Genomic DNA, 18,827 nt, shown 5'->3' on the forward strand with positions numbered 1-18,827 from the left:
GCCTTCGTCTTGATCGTGACTGATCTTGTTCCCCTGGATATGCGTCCATCGCTTTGGGCTGGCCCCGACCTGATGCTGGCTGCCACGCTGGTATGGGTGGTGCGCAAACCTCGCTATCTGCCAGTATTTGTGATCGCTGCGCTATTTCTGATCACCGATTTCCTTTTCATGCGGCCTCCCGGTTTATGGGCCGCATTTGTTGTCATCCTGACCGAAATAATCCGCCGCCAGAACCGCGATTTTCGCAATATGCCGATTCTGGTGGAATGGGGAACGATTGCGTTTGGCATCGTGGCGATCACTCTGGCAAATCGCATCATCATCGCCATTGTGATGACACCGCAGGCGCCGTTGGCCCTCACGCTTATTGAAATGGTCTCAACAATACTGGTGTATCCTGTTATCATGGCAGTTGCGCACTTCTGTTTTGGGGTTTCGCGCACAGCACCCGGCGAAATTGGCAGCAGAGGGCAAGTTTTATGAAGCGCGCCCCAAAGGACGTCATTGCGAGTAGCAGGATAATCGGGCGTCGCGCCCTTGTCATGGGCGGCGTGCAGCTTGGGGTCATTGGTGCCTTGGGGTATCGGCTACAATCCATGCAGGTCGAGCAGGCAGATCAGTTCCGTCTTTTGGCTGAAGAAAACCGGATCAATATTCGTCTTTTGCCCCCTGCCCGCGGCATGATCTTTGATCGCAACGGATCAGCCATCGCCGACAACGAACAAAACTACCGCGTTGTCATGGTCCGAGAGGACGCGGGTGATGTCGGCGAAGTCCTCGCGAAGCTTACAGAAATTGTGGACATTGATCCTGATGATTTGTCGCGCGCGATGGATGAAATGCAGCGCCGATCACCCTTTGTCCCGGTGACAATCGCTGATCGGTTGTCGTGGGAAGACGTCGCACAAATCAACCTTAACACACCCGCCCTGCCCGGCATTCAGGCCGAGGTCGGCCTTAGTCGCGTTTATCCGTGGGGTGCGGACCTTGCGCATGTGGTGGGTTATGTCGGGCCGGTCAGCGACTTTGATCTCAGCCGTATCGAAGATCCTGACCCTTTACTGCAAATTCCAAAGTTCCAGATCGGCAAGACGGGAGCCGAGAACAAGCTAGAGCAAACCTTACGTGGCAGCGCCGGCACACGCAGGATCGAGGTCAATGCAGCCGGTCGGATCATGCGCGAGTTGGATCGCCAAGAAGGTGACCCCGGCAAAGACATCCAGCTGACGCTCGACAGCAGATTGCAAAGCTATGTGCAGGCCCGCATGGATGGTGAATCCGCGGGTGCTGTGGTCATAGACCTTGAAAATGGTGATCTGCGCGCGGTCGCGTCGGCGCCCGCATTTGATCCAAACCTGTTTGTGCGCGGTATCTCTGTCCCGGATTGGACGGCCCTGAACGAAGACAAGTACCGCCCGCTTGCCGCAAAGGCAGTTCAGGGCACTTATCCGCCGGGATCAACGTTCAAGATGGTCACGCTGATGGCTGCGATGGAGGAAGGTTTCGTCGCCGCGGATGAGACCGTCTATTGCCCCGGCTTCACCGACGTCTTCAATATTCGCTTTCACTGCTGGAAGCGTGGCGGTCATGGCAACATCAATCTGCATGAAAGCCTCAAGCAGAGTTGTGATTGCTATTACTACGAGATCGCCCAGCGCGTCGGCATCGACAAAATGGCCGAAATGGCGCGTAAGCTGGGGCTGGGCGTCCGGCATGATCTGCCCCTGTCTGCCGTTGCCGAGGGGCTTGCCCCTGACAAGGAATGGAAGGCCCGTGTACGGGGCGAGGACTGGCGTATCGGTGATACGGTCAACGCCTCCATCGGGCAGGGCTACGTGCTTGCCTCCCCCTTGCAGTTGGCCGTCATGACGGCGCGGATTGCGACGGGTAAGGTTGTAACCCCGCGGCTGGTCCGTCTGATTGATGGTGTGGAACAACCCTCCGGGCTGGGCGAAAGCCTTGGCGTTAACGAAAACACGCTGCGCCGGATCCGCGCGTCAATGGAAGATGTTTGCAACCACCGCCGTGGCACTGCCTATCGCTCGCGGATCGTCGACGAAACGCACAAAATGGCCGGGAAAACAGGAACAAGTCAGGTACGCCGGATCACGCCAGAAGAACGCGCGGCAGGCGTCACCAAGAACGAGGATCTGCCATGGGAGCGCCGCGATCACGCACTTTTTGTAGGCTACGCGCCCTATGATAATCCGCGCTATGCGGTGTCCGTTGTTGTCGAACATGGCGGCGGCGGTTCACGTGCCGCCGCGCCAATCGCGCGCGACATACTATTGCAGGCCCAATTCGGTGGCCCGCCCCCGCTGGAAGCATATCCCGCCGGTGTCCGTGATGAAATCGCCGAGCAACAGCGCCGGATTCAGGCACGTAGCGCACCCGGCGCCCGTGTACAGAGCCGCGCATGAGCTATCTTGAGTACAATACCAAATACGTCCCGACTGGGCTGCGAAAGTTGTTGTATCTTAACTGGCCAATCATCCTGCTTTTGTGTGCGGTTGCCAGTGCTGGCTTCTTGATGCTGTATTCCGTCGCAGGCGGCTCTATGACCCCGTGGGTTGAACCACAGATGCAAAGATTTGCTCTTGGCATGGTGCTTATGCTGATCGTCGCGACAGTTCCGATCTGGTTTTGGCGAAACATGGCTTTCGTGGCTTACGGTGGATCGCTTTTGTTGCTGTTGGGGGTGGAGTTTTTTGGCGAAGTACGGATGGGCGCGCAGCGGTGGATTGATATCGGATTTATGCGACTGCAACCCTCTGAGTTGATGAAAGTCACGCTTGTGCTGTTTTTGGCCGCTTATTACGACTGGCTGCCCAACAAAAGGACCTCGCATCCGCTGTGGGTCATTCTGCCGGTTATTTTTATACTTGCGCCTACGATGCTTGTACTGAACCAGCCCGATCTTGGCACCGCGCTTCTACTTCTGCTTGGCGGCGCGACTGTTATGTTCCTCGCGGGTGTCCATTGGGCCTATTTTGCGACCGTGGTGGGCGGTGGTGTCGGTGCCATTGTCGCCGTTTTCCAAAGCCGTGGCACCGGATGGCAATTGCTGAAAGACTATCAATACCGCCGCATTGATACCTTTTTAGACCCCGCCAACGACCCGCTGGGGGCCGGTTATCATATCACGCAGGCCAAAATCGCTTTGGGTTCGGGAGGATGGACTGGCCGTGGCTTCATGCAGGGCACGCAGTCACGCCTCAACTTCCTGCCAGAGAAACACACTGACTTTATCTTCACCACCTTGGCCGAAGAATTCGGGTTTGTTGGCGCTTTCACCCTGCTGGTGCTCTATTTGCTGATTGTCGCGTTTTGTATCGCATCGGCCTTGGGCAATCGTGATCGGTTTGCCTCTCTGCTGACCCTCGGCATTGCCATGACATTTTTCCTGTTCTTTGCTGTCAACATGGCGATGGTAACGGGGCTCGCGCCGGTGGTGGGTGTGCCGTTACCCTTGGTCAGCTATGGCGGATCGGCAATGCTTGTGTTGTTGGTCGCCTTCGGTTTGGTGCAAAGCGCACATATCCATAGACCCCGTTGATGATTAACGTCCTCTTTTCCGCGCAGTCCGAACGTTGGGACGAATACGAACGCCCCTTAAGCGAAGCGCTCGCGCAAGCTGGCTTGCAGGCGAACCTGTCACGTGACCACAGCCCCGCAGATGTTGATTACATTGTTTTCGCGCCCAACGGCCCGGTCACGGATTTCTCGCCCTACACCAAAACCAAAGCAGTGATGAGCCTTTGGGCCGGTGTTGAAACAGTCGTCGACAACCCGACCCTGACCCAGCCCTTGTGTCGGCTTGTGGATGAAAGCCTGACCAATGGGATGGTCGAATGGGTAGTTGGGCATACGCTGCGCCATCACTTGGGCATGGATGATCATATCACCCAGCAAGACGGGACATGGCGTGACTTTGTCTATCCGCCCGTTGCGGCCCACCGCCCTGTTACCATCCTTGGCATCGGCGCGCTCGGTGCTGCCTGTGGTCAGGCACTTCACCGGCTTGGCTTTCCGGTCACGGGCTGGAGCCGTCGTCAGAAAGACATCCCCAACCTCACTTGCCTTTATGGCAATGATGGGTTGCGCCAGGCGCTCAAAGGGGCGGAGGTCGTGATCTTGCTGCTGCCGCAGACCCCCGAGACCGAGAACATTCTGGACGCTGCACATATGGATTTGTTGACACCGGGCGCTTTCATCATCAACCCCGGTCGCGGTCCGTTGATTGATGATGACGCTTTGCTTGCAGCCCTTGGTACTGGTCAGATCGGCCACGCGACCTTGGATGTCTTCCGCACAGAGCCCCTTCCGCTACATCACCCGTTCTGGGCGCACCCCAAAATCACCGTAACACCGCATATCGCGTCCAGCACACGGCCGGACACGGCCTCAAAAGTGATCGCCAAAAATATCGCGCGCGGTGAAACCGATCAGCCATTCTTATATGTGGTTGATCGGTCGTTGGGCTACTAGAACTAGCAGAGTTTGGGCGGCTTTGCCGGATCCATACCGGGCGCGCCGGGGACGTGCGGCATCTCTGGCTCTGGCAAATCGAACCGCAAACCGACCTTCGCCAAATGTGCTGCAAGCGGATCACTTGCCCGCACAAACAATACATCCATAACGCCCGCATCGATCCCCGAAAATGTCAGCGCCTCGCTTGCGGCCGAGGCCAGCGCTTTCTCTGCACCGTCAACCGCATCAACAAAAGCAAGGATATGCCCGCGTGCGCCGTCCTCGTAGGTGGCCGCGGCCAAGTAGGCAAAGCGGGCCAATCCCGCCGCAATGGCAAGTTTGCGATCAAGCCCCGCGACGACAGCCTCTGGCAGTCCGCCGGGCGCGGAGACTTCGGTCAGACGTGCCTCTGTCTCATTTGGACCATGCGCCAAGGTCGCAACCAACCAATCTATGGCTTCAGCCGGGATCAGCATCGCGGAAGGCGCCACGTCGAGGTTCAGCGCCACCCCGATCCCCTGCCCGCCCAGCATTTCCGCCAGCGCACGGCCGGGAAGACCCGCATAGGGGGCCGCACGACCCACAAATTGCGACAGTCGCTCTTCCCGGTCAAAAACAAGCGCAAATCGCTGATCTTCGATTTCAAACAGCTCTGGCGTAATCTGGTCGCCGGCGGCCTCTTCGCCCAACAACATGAATAGCTCAGTGTCAGCAAGCCGTTCATAGAACCGCAGGCGCGCCGCGTCATCGTTTGGTGCGGCTTCCATTGCGGCATGCGCTTCATCAAGATCGGTCATAGCAGTGTATCTTTCACGGCGGTCTTCAGTTCTGGCAGCAGGTCAGCTGCGAACAACTGATTTTTTCTTCAACCACCCGGTATTGCGCGATGAGGGATGAGGCAAGGGAAAGACGCGCGGTGCAAGGTCGCGCCGCCCTTGAACAGTCCGTGTTATACCTGCGCCTTTGCCCAAATGCCAACGATGGGCGTCACTTCCGACCAACAGGGGCAATGGCACATCGCCCAGTGCGTTCATCACCCTATCATGCCAAGTCGCCTGACAGATCAGCGACGGTGGCAAGCCCGAATCCTTGGCGTCATAGCCGGAAAAAACGAGATTATGTAACAATCAAACTGTGCATTCTTGGGATATCCATTTGACATAGGTATTTTGTCAAAAATTTGGTTCTTAGGCATCTATGGACAGTTTCCAGCCAGTATCTGCCCTAAGAAATGCGCATTACTTCGAACCAGACACACATAAATTTTGCCTCACGCTTTGCCGTATTCTTGGAACGACATCATCTTCAAACCAAGGGTTTTGCCTAAGCCATCTGTTATTTCGCGGACTTGGGTGGGGCAGTACAAAGAGCCGGTTTTCGCCTTCGGAACATTTTTTGACCGCTTCGGTAACAGTCTTTCCCTTCAGGTGGGGCAGGTGCCAAGCGATGGCATAAGCACCCAAAAGCAAAGTCAACTCGACCTCCTTGAGCGCCTCCATAGTTCTGGCTCGCCAGGTCTTCGCGCAAATTTCGGGTGGAGGTTTATCCCCCGAAGACCCTGCACCTGGAAAGCAAAGTCCCATTGGGAAAATGCCGATCTGGGGATCTGTGTAAAAGGAATTTTTATCAATCCCAAGCCAGTCGCGCAAACGATCCCCAGAAGGATCGTCAAAAGGGCGGTTTTTGAAATGCGTGATACGCCCGGGAGCTTGCCCAACAATCATGATTTTTGCTCGCTCATCTAGCTGAAAAATAGGTTTAGGACCAAGCGGAAGGTTGTTGCAAAGCCTGCAAGCCTTCATCTCTTTTTTGAGCTTATGAAAGTCCTGTTGCATCCATTCCCACCTAAGCAGGTTCGACAACTGCAAACCCAAATATTGAACGCACCGTATTGTTCATACTTCTTCGTTCATGTCAGCAATGCGCTGTCTCAACCGTTTGTCGTGTCACAAGTTCGGCTTGGACTAAGCCAATTTAGACATGGCCTGACCGTAAGTCACCATTGTTTGAGTTTTTCACAAAAAGTACGGCGGTCGGTCCTTGGCTCTTCTACTTGTTGCGCGACTGCATAGCTCCGCGTTCCTCATAGGCTGTGGACGCATCGCGCCAGCGTATGCCATTGCGATTGATGAATATAATGCCGCTTAACACAGGCCATTCATTGCCGCGACATTTACCATCGGACTGCGGGGAAAGAACTCAAGACGTGCCATCTGCGCTTACGTCAGCCGCAAGAGATCAGACGTATTTACCGCTCGGTTTTCGAGCCGTCAAACTCGCCAACGCTTGGAAATCAATCGGTACTCAACAGCATGTGCGCGCCTATGGCGTTCGGCTTGATCAAACAGAAATCGCACCAGACACTTCACGTAGTTTCTCAGAGCATCATTCAAAGCCACGCCAAAGCAAAGACTGATTGCCGCCCAACTTACTATGACTCAACGGGCGAAAACTCTCAGCCAGCGTCTCCAACTCAGGATTGGGGGACAAAATCAGGTAGGCCTCTAACCACGCCATCTCAAAACTATCAAGCGTATCAGTACCGTCAAAATAGCTTTGGACCTCGCCGGAATACACCTCGCTCGCCTTGCCGTCTGCGATGTCATCAACTGCAAATGCCACGATCCGGTCCAACGCATTGTCGCAGACCCCTTTGATTGACATGCCCTGCTGTTCCAACAGCAATGTGGTCACAACAAGCGGTGTGATGGCGTGCAACTGATAGTGCAACGCGTATTTCCCGCGGCGCATTTCCTGAGGTAAACTGCCGTCTTCGAGCGCCTGACATTGCAAGAAAGACGCTGACCACGCAGACCAGCGCAGTGCTACCGGATCATCAGTAATGTCAGCGATCAAGTTTACCGCCAAAGTTGCCCAAGCCCGCAAATTACCGCGCTTGGCCCCGTGGGTCGCATCCTCTTCCCAGAACAACATTTGTTCGTTGATACGCGCGCTCAACCATGTCTCAATCACTGCCCGCTGCTGCGGATCGGTCGAATAGGGTGCCGCTTGGCGATAGGCAAACGCAAACCCCGCCAAGCGCGACCCGATCGAAAAATTCGCGGTGATCGTCTTAAGCTCAGAGAATGCATCGGCCTCAGCCCAAACCGCCATTTGAGCGATCAGGCAATCGGCCTCGGCGACACGTTCATCACTGCCCGCGGTGATCGCATTGGCAATTCGGGTCAGGTCACGCAGAAAATCGTCAATCGGGCCAAGCGCCGCGTTCACCTCTGCGTTCCCTTCCTCATCGATGTCAGATCGCGACACGCTGTCGTCGGTGTAGCGGCTGCCATAACTGAGCGAAACAACAGGTTCAGGCGGCACAGAGCAGGCCAAATCATCCTCATTTGCATAAACATGATTGGTTTGGGTCAGCATCATGCCCGCCCCTATGAGCGTCGAGACCATTTTTTTCATGTCGCATCCTCAAGACTCAGAAGTGTTGTGATCGCGCGTGCTTTCTCTGATCCGCCCTCGGCTGCGCGTTCCAACCAAATCATGGCGTTTTCAGGGTCTGGTGCAGTGCCCAAACCAAAGGCAAGTGCGTAGCCAAATTCGGTCATCGCTGTCGTATCGCCGCCTTCTGCCGCCTGCGCCAACCACTGGGTCGAAGTTTCCAGATCGTCCGCCGTAGACGCTGTTTCACGCAGATACATCGCGTAGGTCCGCATCGCGAAAACATCGCCGGAATTGGCCGCAACCAGATAGGCTGCAGGCATATCCACCTGTGCCGAAATCAAGGCTTGTGTATCTTCGTCAGTACGGCGAAAGCGGCCCAGATAGCCGGGCAAAACAGCCGCATTCGAATGGGCCATTGCATCGCGGATCATTGTCGCCGCGCGATCAGGGTCATAGCCGGTCGTTGCTTTGTTTAGCGACATGGCGAACAGGCCGCGTGCTGCAGTCTCATCACCCAACGCAAAGGCGGTCTCAAACAGCGTTTCTGCTTGGGTCACGGCATCCGGCGTCCCAATCGCATAGTGTCGCTCGGCCAAATCAACCATCGCCCAAGCATTCGCGCCTGTGAGGTTCTGCGCGATCCGCATCCACTGGGCTTCCTGCGCGGTATCGCCAATATCACGTGAGAGATCTGCCATCGCCATGACGTTTTTATAGTCACATGGCATCGCGCTGACTGCACGCGCGATATAGACATCACGCTCCAGAGACGCCACATGCGGGACGGCGAACACGAGAGCATCAAAATCACCGTTCGCCGCAATGACATCTGCATATTTTGCATAGGTTTGCGCCCCGGTCGGATCATCGGCATTCAGCGTCGCCAGAAGCTTTATCGCAGCACCTTGCCCGGCCCGCGCAGGTCCTTCCAACAAGGCCTGCACCTGCTCTACACCATCTGATACATCGCTTTGATAGTCCAAAATCGCCTGGGCCAATTCCAACGCAGCATCAGCACCCGACCGCAAATATTCGCGCCGCAACAGATCAAACGCCACAAGCCGTTGTTCAGGGTTCTGGGCCAGCTCAAATTCCAACTTGGCAAGCGCGCGCAACACATCAGGGAACTGCCCCGAATATTCTGCCCAAAACGCGCGAATATCCGGCGTAGCATTTGGCGCATAATCAAGGTGCTTGAGGTAGCTGGCCAGCGAAGTCGGCCGTCCATATAGCGCTTGCGATTGCAGAGTCGCAATCATCAGTGCGTTCTCTTGTGCGGTAAGCGAGATCAGTTCTTGCGCCGATAAATCCAAGTTGGCTGAAGCAGTTGCTGCTTCTTGCAATCGCCAATGTTCGGCCTCGGCCAAGCGCGGGCTGTCAACCGCTTGACACATGAACGCGCCATAGAGGTTCTTGGTCGGGGTGATCCCGCCCAGCGTCGAAACCGTCTTACTCAGCAGATCGACAGCACGTTCGAAATCACGGGGATCACGCCGCGCAATCAACATCGTTGCCAACTCGCTGATGCCTTCAGTATCGCCCAGTTCAGCGGCGCGTTCGAACAACGCTATCGCCTCATCCTGACCGGCCCAACGGCCCCGCTCAGCCATCACAAGCTGCGCCAGTCGCGTGAAAACCCAACCGGGCGCATCATCCAGTTCCGCCAATGTTTCCAACGCTGCAACGCGCTCTGCCTCTCGTCCCGGATATTCATCGGCGTAGGTTTCAAGGAACAGCGCAACACGGGTCAAACCTGGACGCTGTCCCGAGGCAGCCGCCATCTGAAACAACGCAAATGCGCGATCAAGGTCCTTGTCCACCAAAGCACCGGTTTCATAAAGGCGCCCTAACTCGATTTGCGCATATGGCAGCCCCGCATCGGACGCTTGGCGCAGATACTGCAACAGCTGTGCGTTATCTTTCTCAAAACTCTCGGCACGCATATGGTATTCAACCACTTTCCATGCAGCATTCGCATCGCCCAGATCCGCGGTAAAGCGGAACCAATCATGGGCCAATTGCGCATTGCGCTGTACGATTTCGCCGTTGTGATATTCACGGGCGATCCGCGCCGTGCGGTCGCAGATCGTATCGTTCATTTCACCTACCAATGAACCAAACGCCATCGTCACGGCCAGATCAATCGGCACGTCCCACCCTGCGGGTGCATTGCCATCCAGCGCCATCTGGCTCAGCATCAAAAGCGCATCAGCATTGCCGGCATAGCCGGCCTCCAACAGCAGCGCGTCGGCGCGGTCAACATCACGTTCAATCCCGATCCCATCACGGATCAGCCGGGCCAGAATATTCTTCAAACGTGGCGACAGCCCATCGGCCTCTGCCGCCAATTGCACAACCAATTGCTGATCACGCAGGCCGGAAAAATCACCTGCCGCCTCCATCGCAGCGATACGGGTGACCAGCGCATTTGGTCCTGCAAAGCCCGGGTCTGCGTCAACCAGCCGGGCGATCATTACCTCAATCGTATCCAGCCAATGGACCGGATCGATTTGCTGCAAGCGCCTGATATCGCGCTTGATCAACGTGGGCGACATATCCGGCAAACGTCGCTGATCCCAACTGCCCCACGTCGCAATGGTGACGGCTTCGGGTTCGCGTATCACGCATACGGCGGTCGGTGCTATTTCTGGCGGTCGGAACTCCAAATCAAGCGCAGCACCGTCTTGCGCGAACCCAAGCCCGGGCAAACAGGCCGCAATCAGCAGGGGCAGCGCCCTAAGTCTATTTTGAGAATTCCACCGATGAAATGTCATGCCAGTCTCCGACCGATTCTATTTGAGATAGCTGTTGTTCGATGCAATCGCGGTGTAGCCACCATCCGCCTCGGTCAGAACAATGGACACGCCAGCACCGCGTTGCAGGTCGACCCCAGCAACGGTTGCAATAGTCTCACCAGCCATACGGACCTCGAAATCCAGCGTCAGAGGCGCGCGCAAGCTGACCGTTTCACCCGACATAGATGCCACATCACCAACCGCAACAGTGTCGGCCAAAGGCACATAAAGCTCGATATTTTCAGCGTCTGAAAGATTGTACAGCGTCACATCAGCCTTGGCGGGATCATTCACGATCGCGTCTTGGACAATTTCAACCGTTTGATCATCAAGCATGATCAGCGTGTAGTGCTTGCTTGGGCCAGCCTCGAGCGACGTGGACCCGCGAGAGATGCTAATATCAATATCACCGGGCATCACGTTGACGAAACCAGATACGCCAGTGTCGATATCGCGCAGTGTCGTGCCATCAATGGCAACAAAACTTTGACCCGGCGCAACAACACGCACAAAGCTGGAGTTGGGGGCAAAGACGTCTTCATAAAGCCCATCGTCATTGGCGAAGGCAGAAGTGCCACAAAGGGCTGTGATTACGGCGAAAGCGAACAGGGAATGTTTCATGATTTTTCCTCTAGACTGTGAGTGGTGCAGGCGAAAATACGGGGTTCAGAGGCAAACGGCTCGGACATCGTAAAGGTCACAGATTGGGCGCCATCCTGCCAAAGACCGGTCAGGGGCATGTAAAACCGCCCTGTCCGGGTCAGGCGCGCGCCGCGCACGATCGATTTGGTGCGTGAAACGCCATCAGCAGAGCGAAAGACAAAATCGGCCTCCAACCCCACTGACCGATTGGTATCAACCAATAGCGTGTCAGCCGGCCCAAGATCATAGGCAGAGAGGTCGACCTCAACGCTTGTTGCGGTCGCTGTCGCGGGCAATTGGTACGTGCAAGTCTGACCGGCAGCAGCGATCAATTCTCGCATTGGTTGGTCGCCGTATTGCGCCAGGTTATTGTAAATCGGGTTTTCCCATATCAGGAAGCGAGGCCGGGTTTCTTGAAATTCCGCAGAGGTCAGATAGGATAGCATCGCACCATATTGGTTCCCACCAGTCAGGGCGTAATTGACGACCTCAAGTTCGGTGTATTGTGCAATAAATCCAGGAAAGTTGTTAATTGGGCTGTCGGAAAACGATGTGCCGGCCAGCGCAATCTGGACCGACGCCTCGGCCTCACCAAATAAGTCTAGTCCACCCTCGGCCACGCCTTCAGATTGGATTTGTTCGGTCTGATAAATCGTCGAAACTGCCTCTGGCAGCGTGGAGGTACAGTGTTTTTGCAAAATCCGGCGCATACCTGAAAATGCGATATCATCACCCTGCGGTACCGTCTCAAACGCCGCAGGCGTCATGTCATCGTAGCCAGGCAAAGCGCGGATCGTCTCTGCAATCGCGCGGGCCGTTTCGCGTGCACCGCTGGCGGACCAGTGAAAGTCCGCCTTGAAGAACGGCAAGTCATCTACTGGCGCGCCCAACATTGCAGCGCGCGCATCGACCGCGACCACACCAACCGCCGCTAAGCGTTCCAAGATATCGTCGTGCACCTGCGTTGCGATCTCTAAGTCGAACCCATAAAGTGACGCGGCATCCGGCAAATGCTCGGGCATCGTCACGCTTTTTGTCGGGATCGGGACATAGATGAGTGTGGTACCACCTTCGGCCAATGCTTCTGACAAAGCCGCCAGATCCGCGACAATTTGATCCGAAAACGGATGCGCCATGCGTAAATCCGCGTTGATACGAAAGAACACGCCGTTCTTGCCCTCGATGGCGGGGAGTTCTTTGTTCTGCTCCAGCCCGGAACAGCCAAAACTGGACGGTTCCTGTTGCGCCAGCGCCAATCCGGGTGCCGCCATCAGGCCAAAGGCGAGGATCGTTAGCAATCTCATTGTGTTACCTCCAAACGGGCGGTTGCAAGCCTGCGCTTTGCGTCTTTCAAAACAGGGATCAGGTTTTGTGCGGTCACTTGGGTCGTCAAAGACGAAGACGTGAGCGCCGTCTGCAAAAGCCCGTCAGTCCGCTCCAAATCTGCGTCTGTGCTGGCCGGATCGCGCAACAACATCACAGCGAGTTGCAAAGCCAACTCTGCCCCGGCATCCCCGCTGGCACGGTCCACGATCGCAGCCAATTCGCTGTCCAACGCCCCAAAAGGTGCACCCTGGCTGTGATACCGAAAGACTGCGTCAACCGCATGGGAGTTGCCCGCGCGCGCGTAGGTCAGAATGACGTTCTTGAAGACATTTAAACGGCGCGGCCCCAGTTCACCTTCAGGCATCCTGTCTATCGCTTTGATCAAATTGACGATCGCCCCGCCACGGCCAGTCGCCGCCGCCATGCCATAGTAGTGGGCCACGTCACTGGCGCGCACGCTGTCACCTTGGCGGTCGAGCCATTGGGCAAACCGCAGTGCGGCAAACCCGTCACCGATGTCAGCCAAGGCACGCAACTGCACCGTCGAAATCCGCTGGCCTGCGGCCAAGGCACGGCGTGCCGCGATCAGTTCCTCTGTTGGCAATTCAGTCGAAGACCGGACACCGCGTACCATCTCAACAGTGATGCGGTGCGGTTCAACGCCGTCTTGTGCAACCAACGGAGTGCTGACACAAAAAGCCAAATAGGCGGGGATCACTAGCGCTCTAAGCATCGCCAACGGCCTTCGCCTCAACCACTGCATCCAGAAGTTCAGGGTCGCTCAAGTACCGTACCGGGAACTCCCAGATCACCACCGGGGGCGGCGCGGTAGCGTCCAATTGATCCAAGAACAAATCCATCGGCGCAACGGGCCCTTGGCCTTCGCGCGCGTAGTTGATGACATCCTGCGACAACGCCAGTTTCAGCGCCTCAACAAAACTCCAGTTTGGGTTCGCAGAATAGCTGGTGCCGACCAAAACCAATGGGGCGGGCCCGTTGTCACCGAATAAATCCAAGCCAGCTTCGGGCGCTTCGCCGGCAATCGCCACATAAGGCACAACCGTTTCGGCTGGCAATCCCACCGAAGGGGCAAGGCCATCTGACGTCACAAAGGACACCAAATCACCGATGAAGGTCACAGGCTTCTCATCCTTGCGGGTAAACGCTGTCTCCCCCACAGCAATCAAGTTCGAAGCCGCAACAGCATCCGCCGCCGCCGCGGCACCGGCATCTGTCCAATGGGTGTCAGTCCGAAAAAATGCATCAGTTGTCGCTGCCAAAGCCGGATGCGTATCGACATGCGCGATGCCCGCAGCCGCCAAAGTGGACAGGAACCATGCATATGTATCGGCACTGTCACGGGCCTGATCCACAGCGCCAGAATGATCGCGCAGCACATCCAGTTTCGCAGGCACCGGGACCACAACCAGTGCGCTCCCTACTTGCTGCAATCGCGCATCAACGTCTGCGATCCATGTCAAAGCATCTTGGGCTAACGCCCCTTCAGGCGCAACAGGGCGAAATTCTTCACGGGTAAACAGCCACCCTTTTTCGCCTGCTACAACGCCGTCGCGCCCTTCGTTCAGCAGCACATAACGGGCCGCACCCACCAGCCCGACCGCCGGTTCGCGATGCGGCAGATTTGCGCGGTAGAGCGTATCAACCTCTGCCGTAAATGCGCCTTTGAGGAATCCATCAATGCTCGGTCCATCCACATCAGAACGCAACAAAGCGATATTCGCAAAGATTGCATACCCAAAGAAAGCAATGGGAAGCAGCAGTTTCACAGCGACTATTTTAGACATTATCTCGCGCCTCTCAAAACTGGAAATACAGGAAGGGTGAAAAGCTCTGCTCTGCGAGCTTCAGCACGGTGAAAGCGCCGATGATCAGCACCATCAAGGTCGCCGTCATCTGCAGCGCAGAATTGGCCACCGCCACGCCGCCACCATTGATCTGGACATCCGCATCGCCGTAAGCGGCATGCAAGCGCGGTTCGATAAACACGACGCCAGCCGCAATAAACGCCAGCGTCATGCTTTCGCGGGTCACCGACAACCAAACCTCGGGGTCGCCCATGAAACCGTTCAACCCGATCATGCCGCCGTAAATCTCAAACGCCTCGCCGACATGGGTCGCACGGAACATGATCCAACCTATCAGCACGAAAAACAGCGTCAGCGGCAAAGCATACCAATGGTTGGCTGCACGCCGATCCCAGCCCAGATAGCGTTCAGCGGCCAGCAACCCACCATGCCAAAAGCCCCAAAGCACAAAGGTCCAGTTCGCCCCATGCCATAGACCACCAAGGACCATCACGGTCATCAGATTCACATATGTGCGCACGGCCCCTTTGCGGTTCCCACCTAGCGAAATGTAAAGGTAATCGCGCAGCCAGTTCGACAGCGAGATATGCCAACGCCGCCAAAACTCTGTGATCGACCGGCTGATATAGGGAAAGCGGAAGTTCTCCAAGAACCGGAAACCCATCATCTTGCCCAGACCAATCGCCATATCGCTATAGCCGGAAAAGTCGAAATAAAGCTGCAGCATATAGGCCATCGCCCCGGCCCAAGCGAGCGCCATGCCAGGGTTTTCGGTCGCGAAGGCAAGGTCAGCCAGTGGCGCCACCGCATCGGCCAAAATAACTTTCTTGCCCAACCCAATCAGAAACCGCGCCAGCCCGTCGCAGAACAACTCGACCGAGTGATCCCGCGCGCGAAACTGATCCTCAAGGTCTTTGTAGCGCAGGATTGGCCCCGCAATCAGTTGCGGGAACAACGCAATAAACGCCGCAAAATCTATGAACCCGGCATCTGCGGTCGCATCACCGCGATGTACGTCAATCAGATAGCTGAGCGCTTGAAACACATAGAACGAAATCCCGATCGGCAGGATCAACTGCCAATGAACGCCAAGACCCGCAGCATCCGTACCGACCAGAGCGGCAAAACTGTCGATAAAGAAATTGAGGTACTTGAAAACGCCCAAAACGCCCAGACAGCCGACAACACCAAGGGTGAGATAGACCTTGCCCCGCTGCGTTCCGCGATGCTGCGCGATCTTTTGACCGACCAGATAGGTAAACACAGTGGTAAGGAATAGCAGCCCTAAGAAATCCACCCGCCACCATGCGTAAAACACGTAAGAGCCAAGCAAAATCGGGTAAGATCGGAACCGCGCGGGCGTCAGGTAGTAGACCCCTAAGAACAGCGGTAGGAACAGGAACAAAAAGATTCTGACGAGAAAACCATCAGCTATCCCCATCCCAAAGACAGGTCACAGCTTCGGCGCGAAAACTCTCCACAGCACCTGCCGCGATCTCAATCTCTTCGGCACCTTGTAAGTCGCCAACGATCCGATGCGCTTGGGTCGTGATATCTCCGCCCAGAAAACGTGGGAACTGTTCGCTAAAATCATTGCCCGCCAGCAGCAACCTGTCTGCCGAGCTTGACGCCAGCCCAGTGCGGTTGCCCACAAAGATGTTGTGCGCCACAACAGTGTCGGTCCCGCTGGCTTGATCCCCAACAAACAATCCAGTGCTACGGTTTCCAAGGAATGCATTCGCAACGACATCGCTCTGACGACTAGCGCGAACAATCGCGCCTTTCTGACCGTTGCTGATGGCAATGTTGCGAGTGACAAATGCGCAATCGCTATCCGTCACGGTGATCCCTGCCTTGGCGCTATCCCAGACAAAATTATCCGCAATCACGGTATTGGTGCTGGCACGGTCCACGGTAATGCCCGCCCGTGTTGCAGCCATCACAACATTACCTGTTACGTGCGTATCGTCGGATCGGTCTGTGATGCGTAGGCCGCTGCTCAGAAACAGATTGCCACTCACATGGCTTTGCTTGGCAGCGCGTAACGCCAAATCGCTCGGCGTTGTGCTCGCAAATAGGTTGTTTTCGACGACCGCACCCGTCGTACCAATCAGTGTCAGATCACCGCCGTCCTGCAGAATGCTATCGCGGATAAACGATGGCCCAATCGCGGCATAAAGCCCCCGGTTGGATACCGAAAAACCCGAGAATAGCGCGGTTTCACCGAAGCCAAGTGCTGCGATAACAGCGTTCGAGACACGTGCCATACCTGTACCGGCTGTCGTCACAAAGGGCGCAAACATCGGCACCTGCGGGTTCACTTCCGCCGTGCCTGCGACGGTCGCGCCATCAATAAACAACGCACCAAAATTGGCGAGAAAGGCACCATCACTGCGACTAAGTAACAAGGTATCGCCTTGCTCGAGCACCAACGCACCACCGGCTAGAACCACAAGCGGCGCACGCAGAATATCGCCATCCATCATGGCACGCGCCTCAGGCTCCGTGGCTAACCAACGGCGAATATCGGTCAAGCTGCGCTGACCACCTTGCACTGCGATCACCTGCGGCACCTCGGCCGACTGTGCACGCACAACGGACAGTTGGTCGTTGGCTCCCGCCGAGATCGCCAATTGCACCAGCGCAATGCGCAAATCAATCAGTTGTACAGACCCTTCAGTAAAAGACACAGCAGGCGGCAAAGCTTGCGCATCAATCTCAACATCGCCCAATAAATTCTGTGCATCGGCGATCATTGATACCGGGTCGGCACCACGCATCGCACGTTCCATCAACGACGGATAAAGATCATCCACCGCTAGCTCTAACGCCTGATAGCGCGCCAGACCTTCCCCGAAGGCCGGCGCGCACATAATTCCGGCAATCAGCCACATATGCCAAACAGCTTTAAGCATGGGACATCCGACCCAGTTCCAGCTCAGACGCCACCGAGGTCCTCATCGTCACCAAAATCACATCAATAGTATCATTCGATGTATTCGTCAGCGCGACACGCGCGTTCACATCCAGCAAAATCCGCTCGCCATTCGCTAGGCTGCGGCGGCTGAACCCATCAAAAAATTCCAAACCGCCGCGCCCGGTAATGATCTGTCGCCCTGGGAGCGGATCGATCGAGATCGACGATCCCGCATTGATCTGCAGCACTGTCATTTCGTAGTCGCGCGAGGTCATCACCTGTTGGCTGCTGCCCCACTGATGTTGGCGCGCAAGGTGACGAACAGACTCCCGGCGTGTCTCGGTCTTCAGTGTCTCAACCACTGATTTCACGTCCTGACACTTGCCCCGCGCTGTCACCAGCAACGCATCCGGTGTGTCCACCACGATGACATCTGACATCCCCACAACCGCAACCAGTCGCTTGTCAGATCGTACCAGCGAGTTGCGCGTATCTACGGCGATCACATCGCCTTCAAACACATTGCCGTCTTCATCCGCATGACCAATTGCATGCATTGAAGTCCAACAGCCTACATCACTCCATTCCACATCAATCGGAGCAAGCGCCACAGATTTGGCGTTCTCAAAGATCACGCGTTCTGTCGGTTCATTGACAGCACGACGGAAGCTGTCGGGGTGCAGGGTCAGGGTGCTCTGGACATGCTCGCCCATCTCAATTGCTTGACCAACGGCCTTATGGGTTGCAGGTTCAAGGCGTGCGAATTCATCAATGATGGTCGATGCTGCATAAAGCGAGATCCCCGACGCCCAGTACGACGCACCTGAATTGACCAACGCGACAGCTTTGCCAATAGGCGGCTTTTCCACAAACTCCGCCACGCGGTGCAAACCATCATAGTTGGTAAACGGTCCGCCATCTGTGATATAGCCATAGCCAATCTCAGGATAGGTCGGTTTGATCCCAAAGGTCACAATCCGCCCTTCATAGGCCGCACGTCGCATTGCAAAAATTGGTGTGTTTAGGTTACCCGCGATCATGTGATCAGACGGCAGAACCAACATCAGCCCCTGCGGCTGCTCTCCCGATAGCACCATCGCTGCCGCCAGCACTGCAGGTCCGGTATTGCGCGCCATCGGCTCGCAGATGATTGTTGCATCGCATTGAATCTGGTCTAACTGCTGCTGCACGGTCTGCTTGTGCTGCACAGCGGTCACAACAATCGGTTTGCCGTACCCTTTGCTACGATGCCGCTGCACCGTCGCCTGAAAGAACGTGAGCGACCCATTGCCCGCCACCGGCTGAAACTGCTTGGGGCTTTGCGTGCGCGACATTGGCCACAGGCGCGAACCCGTTCCACCGCAAAGAATAACTGGCGTAATGTCCTGCATATTATCAAAAATTCCTGTGTATACGCTTTGATGAGAAAAGCGGTTTGCGATCAGCATT

At 56.0% G+C, this 18,827-nt stretch carries 15 protein-coding genes and 1 pseudogene; 4 read left to right on the forward strand and 12 right to left on the reverse strand.

Annotation, left to right across the window (positions count from 1 at the left end; genetic code table 11):
• Positions 1 to 72: 72 nt before the first annotated feature.
• The 4 genes from ACZ1G5_RS05130 to ACZ1G5_RS05145 are packed head-to-tail and all read left to right on the forward strand — an operon-like array spanning position 73 to position 4,488.
• Positions 73 to 483 carry a rod shape-determining protein MreD gene (locus tag ACZ1G5_RS05130; protein WP_472731826.1) on the forward strand — a complete coding sequence of 137 codons (411 nt, stop codon included), beginning with the start codon at positions 73 to 75 and terminating at the stop codon, positions 481 to 483.
• On the forward strand, positions 480 to 2,420 hold the full coding sequence (gene mrdA / locus ACZ1G5_RS05135) for a penicillin-binding protein 2 (protein WP_472731827.1): 1,941 nt from the start codon (positions 480 to 482) through the stop codon (positions 2,418 to 2,420). The genes ACZ1G5_RS05130 and mrdA overlap by 4 nt, the downstream gene beginning before the upstream one ends.
• The gene (rodA, locus tag ACZ1G5_RS05140) at positions 2,417 to 3,556 is read left to right on the forward strand and encodes a rod shape-determining protein RodA (RefSeq protein ID WP_472731828.1); all 1,140 of its coding nucleotides are present in this window, start codon (positions 2,417 to 2,419) and stop codon (positions 3,554 to 3,556) included. Before mrdA ends, rodA begins: the two co-directional genes overlap by 4 nt.
• Positions 3,556 to 4,488, forward strand: a complete 933-nt coding sequence (locus ACZ1G5_RS05145; protein ID WP_472731829.1) for a 2-hydroxyacid dehydrogenase — start codon at positions 3,556 to 3,558, stop codon at positions 4,486 to 4,488. Before rodA ends, ACZ1G5_RS05145 begins: the two co-directional genes overlap by 1 nt.
• 2 nt (positions 4,489 to 4,490) lie before the next feature.
• On the opposite strand, the gene ACZ1G5_RS05150 is transcribed toward ACZ1G5_RS05145, so the two are convergent.
• The 12 genes and pseudogenes from ACZ1G5_RS05150 to ACZ1G5_RS05205 form a co-directional block, all read right to left on the reverse strand.
• Positions 4,491 to 5,267, reverse strand: a complete 777-nt coding sequence (locus ACZ1G5_RS05150) for an SseB family protein (RefSeq protein ID WP_472731830.1) — start codon at positions 5,265 to 5,267, stop codon at positions 4,491 to 4,493.
• A 441-nt stretch (positions 5,268 to 5,708) separates the two neighbouring features.
• Positions 5,709 to 6,305, reverse strand: coding sequence for a uracil-DNA glycosylase family protein (locus ACZ1G5_RS05155; RefSeq protein WP_472731831.1), 597 nt, complete (start codon positions 6,303 to 6,305; stop codon positions 5,709 to 5,711).
• Between the two features lie 244 nt (positions 6,306 to 6,549).
• Positions 6,550 to 6,683: pseudogene (locus ACZ1G5_RS05160) on the reverse strand (IS5/IS1182 family transposase); the annotation flags it as partial.
• Between the two features lie 172 nt (positions 6,684 to 6,855).
• A complete protein-coding gene (locus ACZ1G5_RS05165; RefSeq protein ID WP_472731832.1) occupies positions 6,856 to 7,890 on the reverse strand; it encodes an alginate lyase family protein in 1,035 nt (344 codons plus the stop codon).
• A complete protein-coding gene (locus tag ACZ1G5_RS05170) occupies positions 7,887 to 10,646 on the reverse strand; it encodes a hypothetical protein (protein WP_472731833.1) in 2,760 nt (919 codons plus the stop codon). Before ACZ1G5_RS05170 ends, ACZ1G5_RS05165 begins: the two co-directional genes overlap by 4 nt.
• A gap of 18 nt (positions 10,647 to 10,664) precedes the next feature.
• Positions 10,665 to 11,288 (reverse strand): alginate O-acetyltransferase AlgF, encoded by a 624-nt coding sequence (locus ACZ1G5_RS05175; RefSeq protein ID WP_472731834.1) that lies wholly within the window; start codon positions 11,286 to 11,288, stop codon positions 10,665 to 10,667.
• Entirely contained in the window at positions 11,285 to 12,613 is a 1,329-nt protein-coding gene (locus ACZ1G5_RS05180) for an alginate O-acetyltransferase AlgX-related protein (RefSeq protein ID WP_472731835.1), read from the reverse strand. Before ACZ1G5_RS05180 ends, ACZ1G5_RS05175 begins: the two co-directional genes overlap by 4 nt.
• Complete coding sequence (locus ACZ1G5_RS05185; protein ID WP_472731836.1) at positions 12,610 to 13,368, reverse strand: hypothetical protein; 759 nt, start codon at positions 13,366 to 13,368, stop codon at positions 12,610 to 12,612. The genes ACZ1G5_RS05180 and ACZ1G5_RS05185 overlap by 4 nt, the downstream gene beginning before the upstream one ends.
• Entirely contained in the window at positions 13,361 to 14,422 is a 1,062-nt protein-coding gene (locus ACZ1G5_RS05190) for an alginate O-acetyltransferase AlgX-related protein (RefSeq protein WP_472731837.1), read from the reverse strand. The genes ACZ1G5_RS05185 and ACZ1G5_RS05190 overlap by 8 nt, the downstream gene beginning before the upstream one ends.
• Positions 14,423 to 14,453: 31 nt before the next feature.
• Positions 14,454 to 15,902 (reverse strand): MBOAT family O-acyltransferase, encoded by a 1,449-nt coding sequence (locus ACZ1G5_RS05195; protein ID WP_472731838.1) that lies wholly within the window; start codon positions 15,900 to 15,902, stop codon positions 14,454 to 14,456.
• Positions 15,889 to 17,376, reverse strand: a complete 1,488-nt coding sequence (locus tag ACZ1G5_RS05200; RefSeq protein WP_472731839.1) for a NosD domain-containing protein — start codon at positions 17,374 to 17,376, stop codon at positions 15,889 to 15,891. The genes ACZ1G5_RS05195 and ACZ1G5_RS05200 overlap by 14 nt, the downstream gene beginning before the upstream one ends.
• Positions 17,369 to 18,769: a mannose-1-phosphate guanylyltransferase gene (locus ACZ1G5_RS05205; RefSeq protein WP_472731840.1), complete on the reverse strand. Its 1,401-nt coding sequence runs from the start codon at positions 18,767 to 18,769 to the stop codon at positions 17,369 to 17,371. Before ACZ1G5_RS05205 ends, ACZ1G5_RS05200 begins: the two co-directional genes overlap by 8 nt.
• Between the last annotated feature and the right edge of the window lie 58 nt (positions 18,770 to 18,827).

Source organism: Yoonia sp. JB2-21 (genome assembly GCF_055693545.1).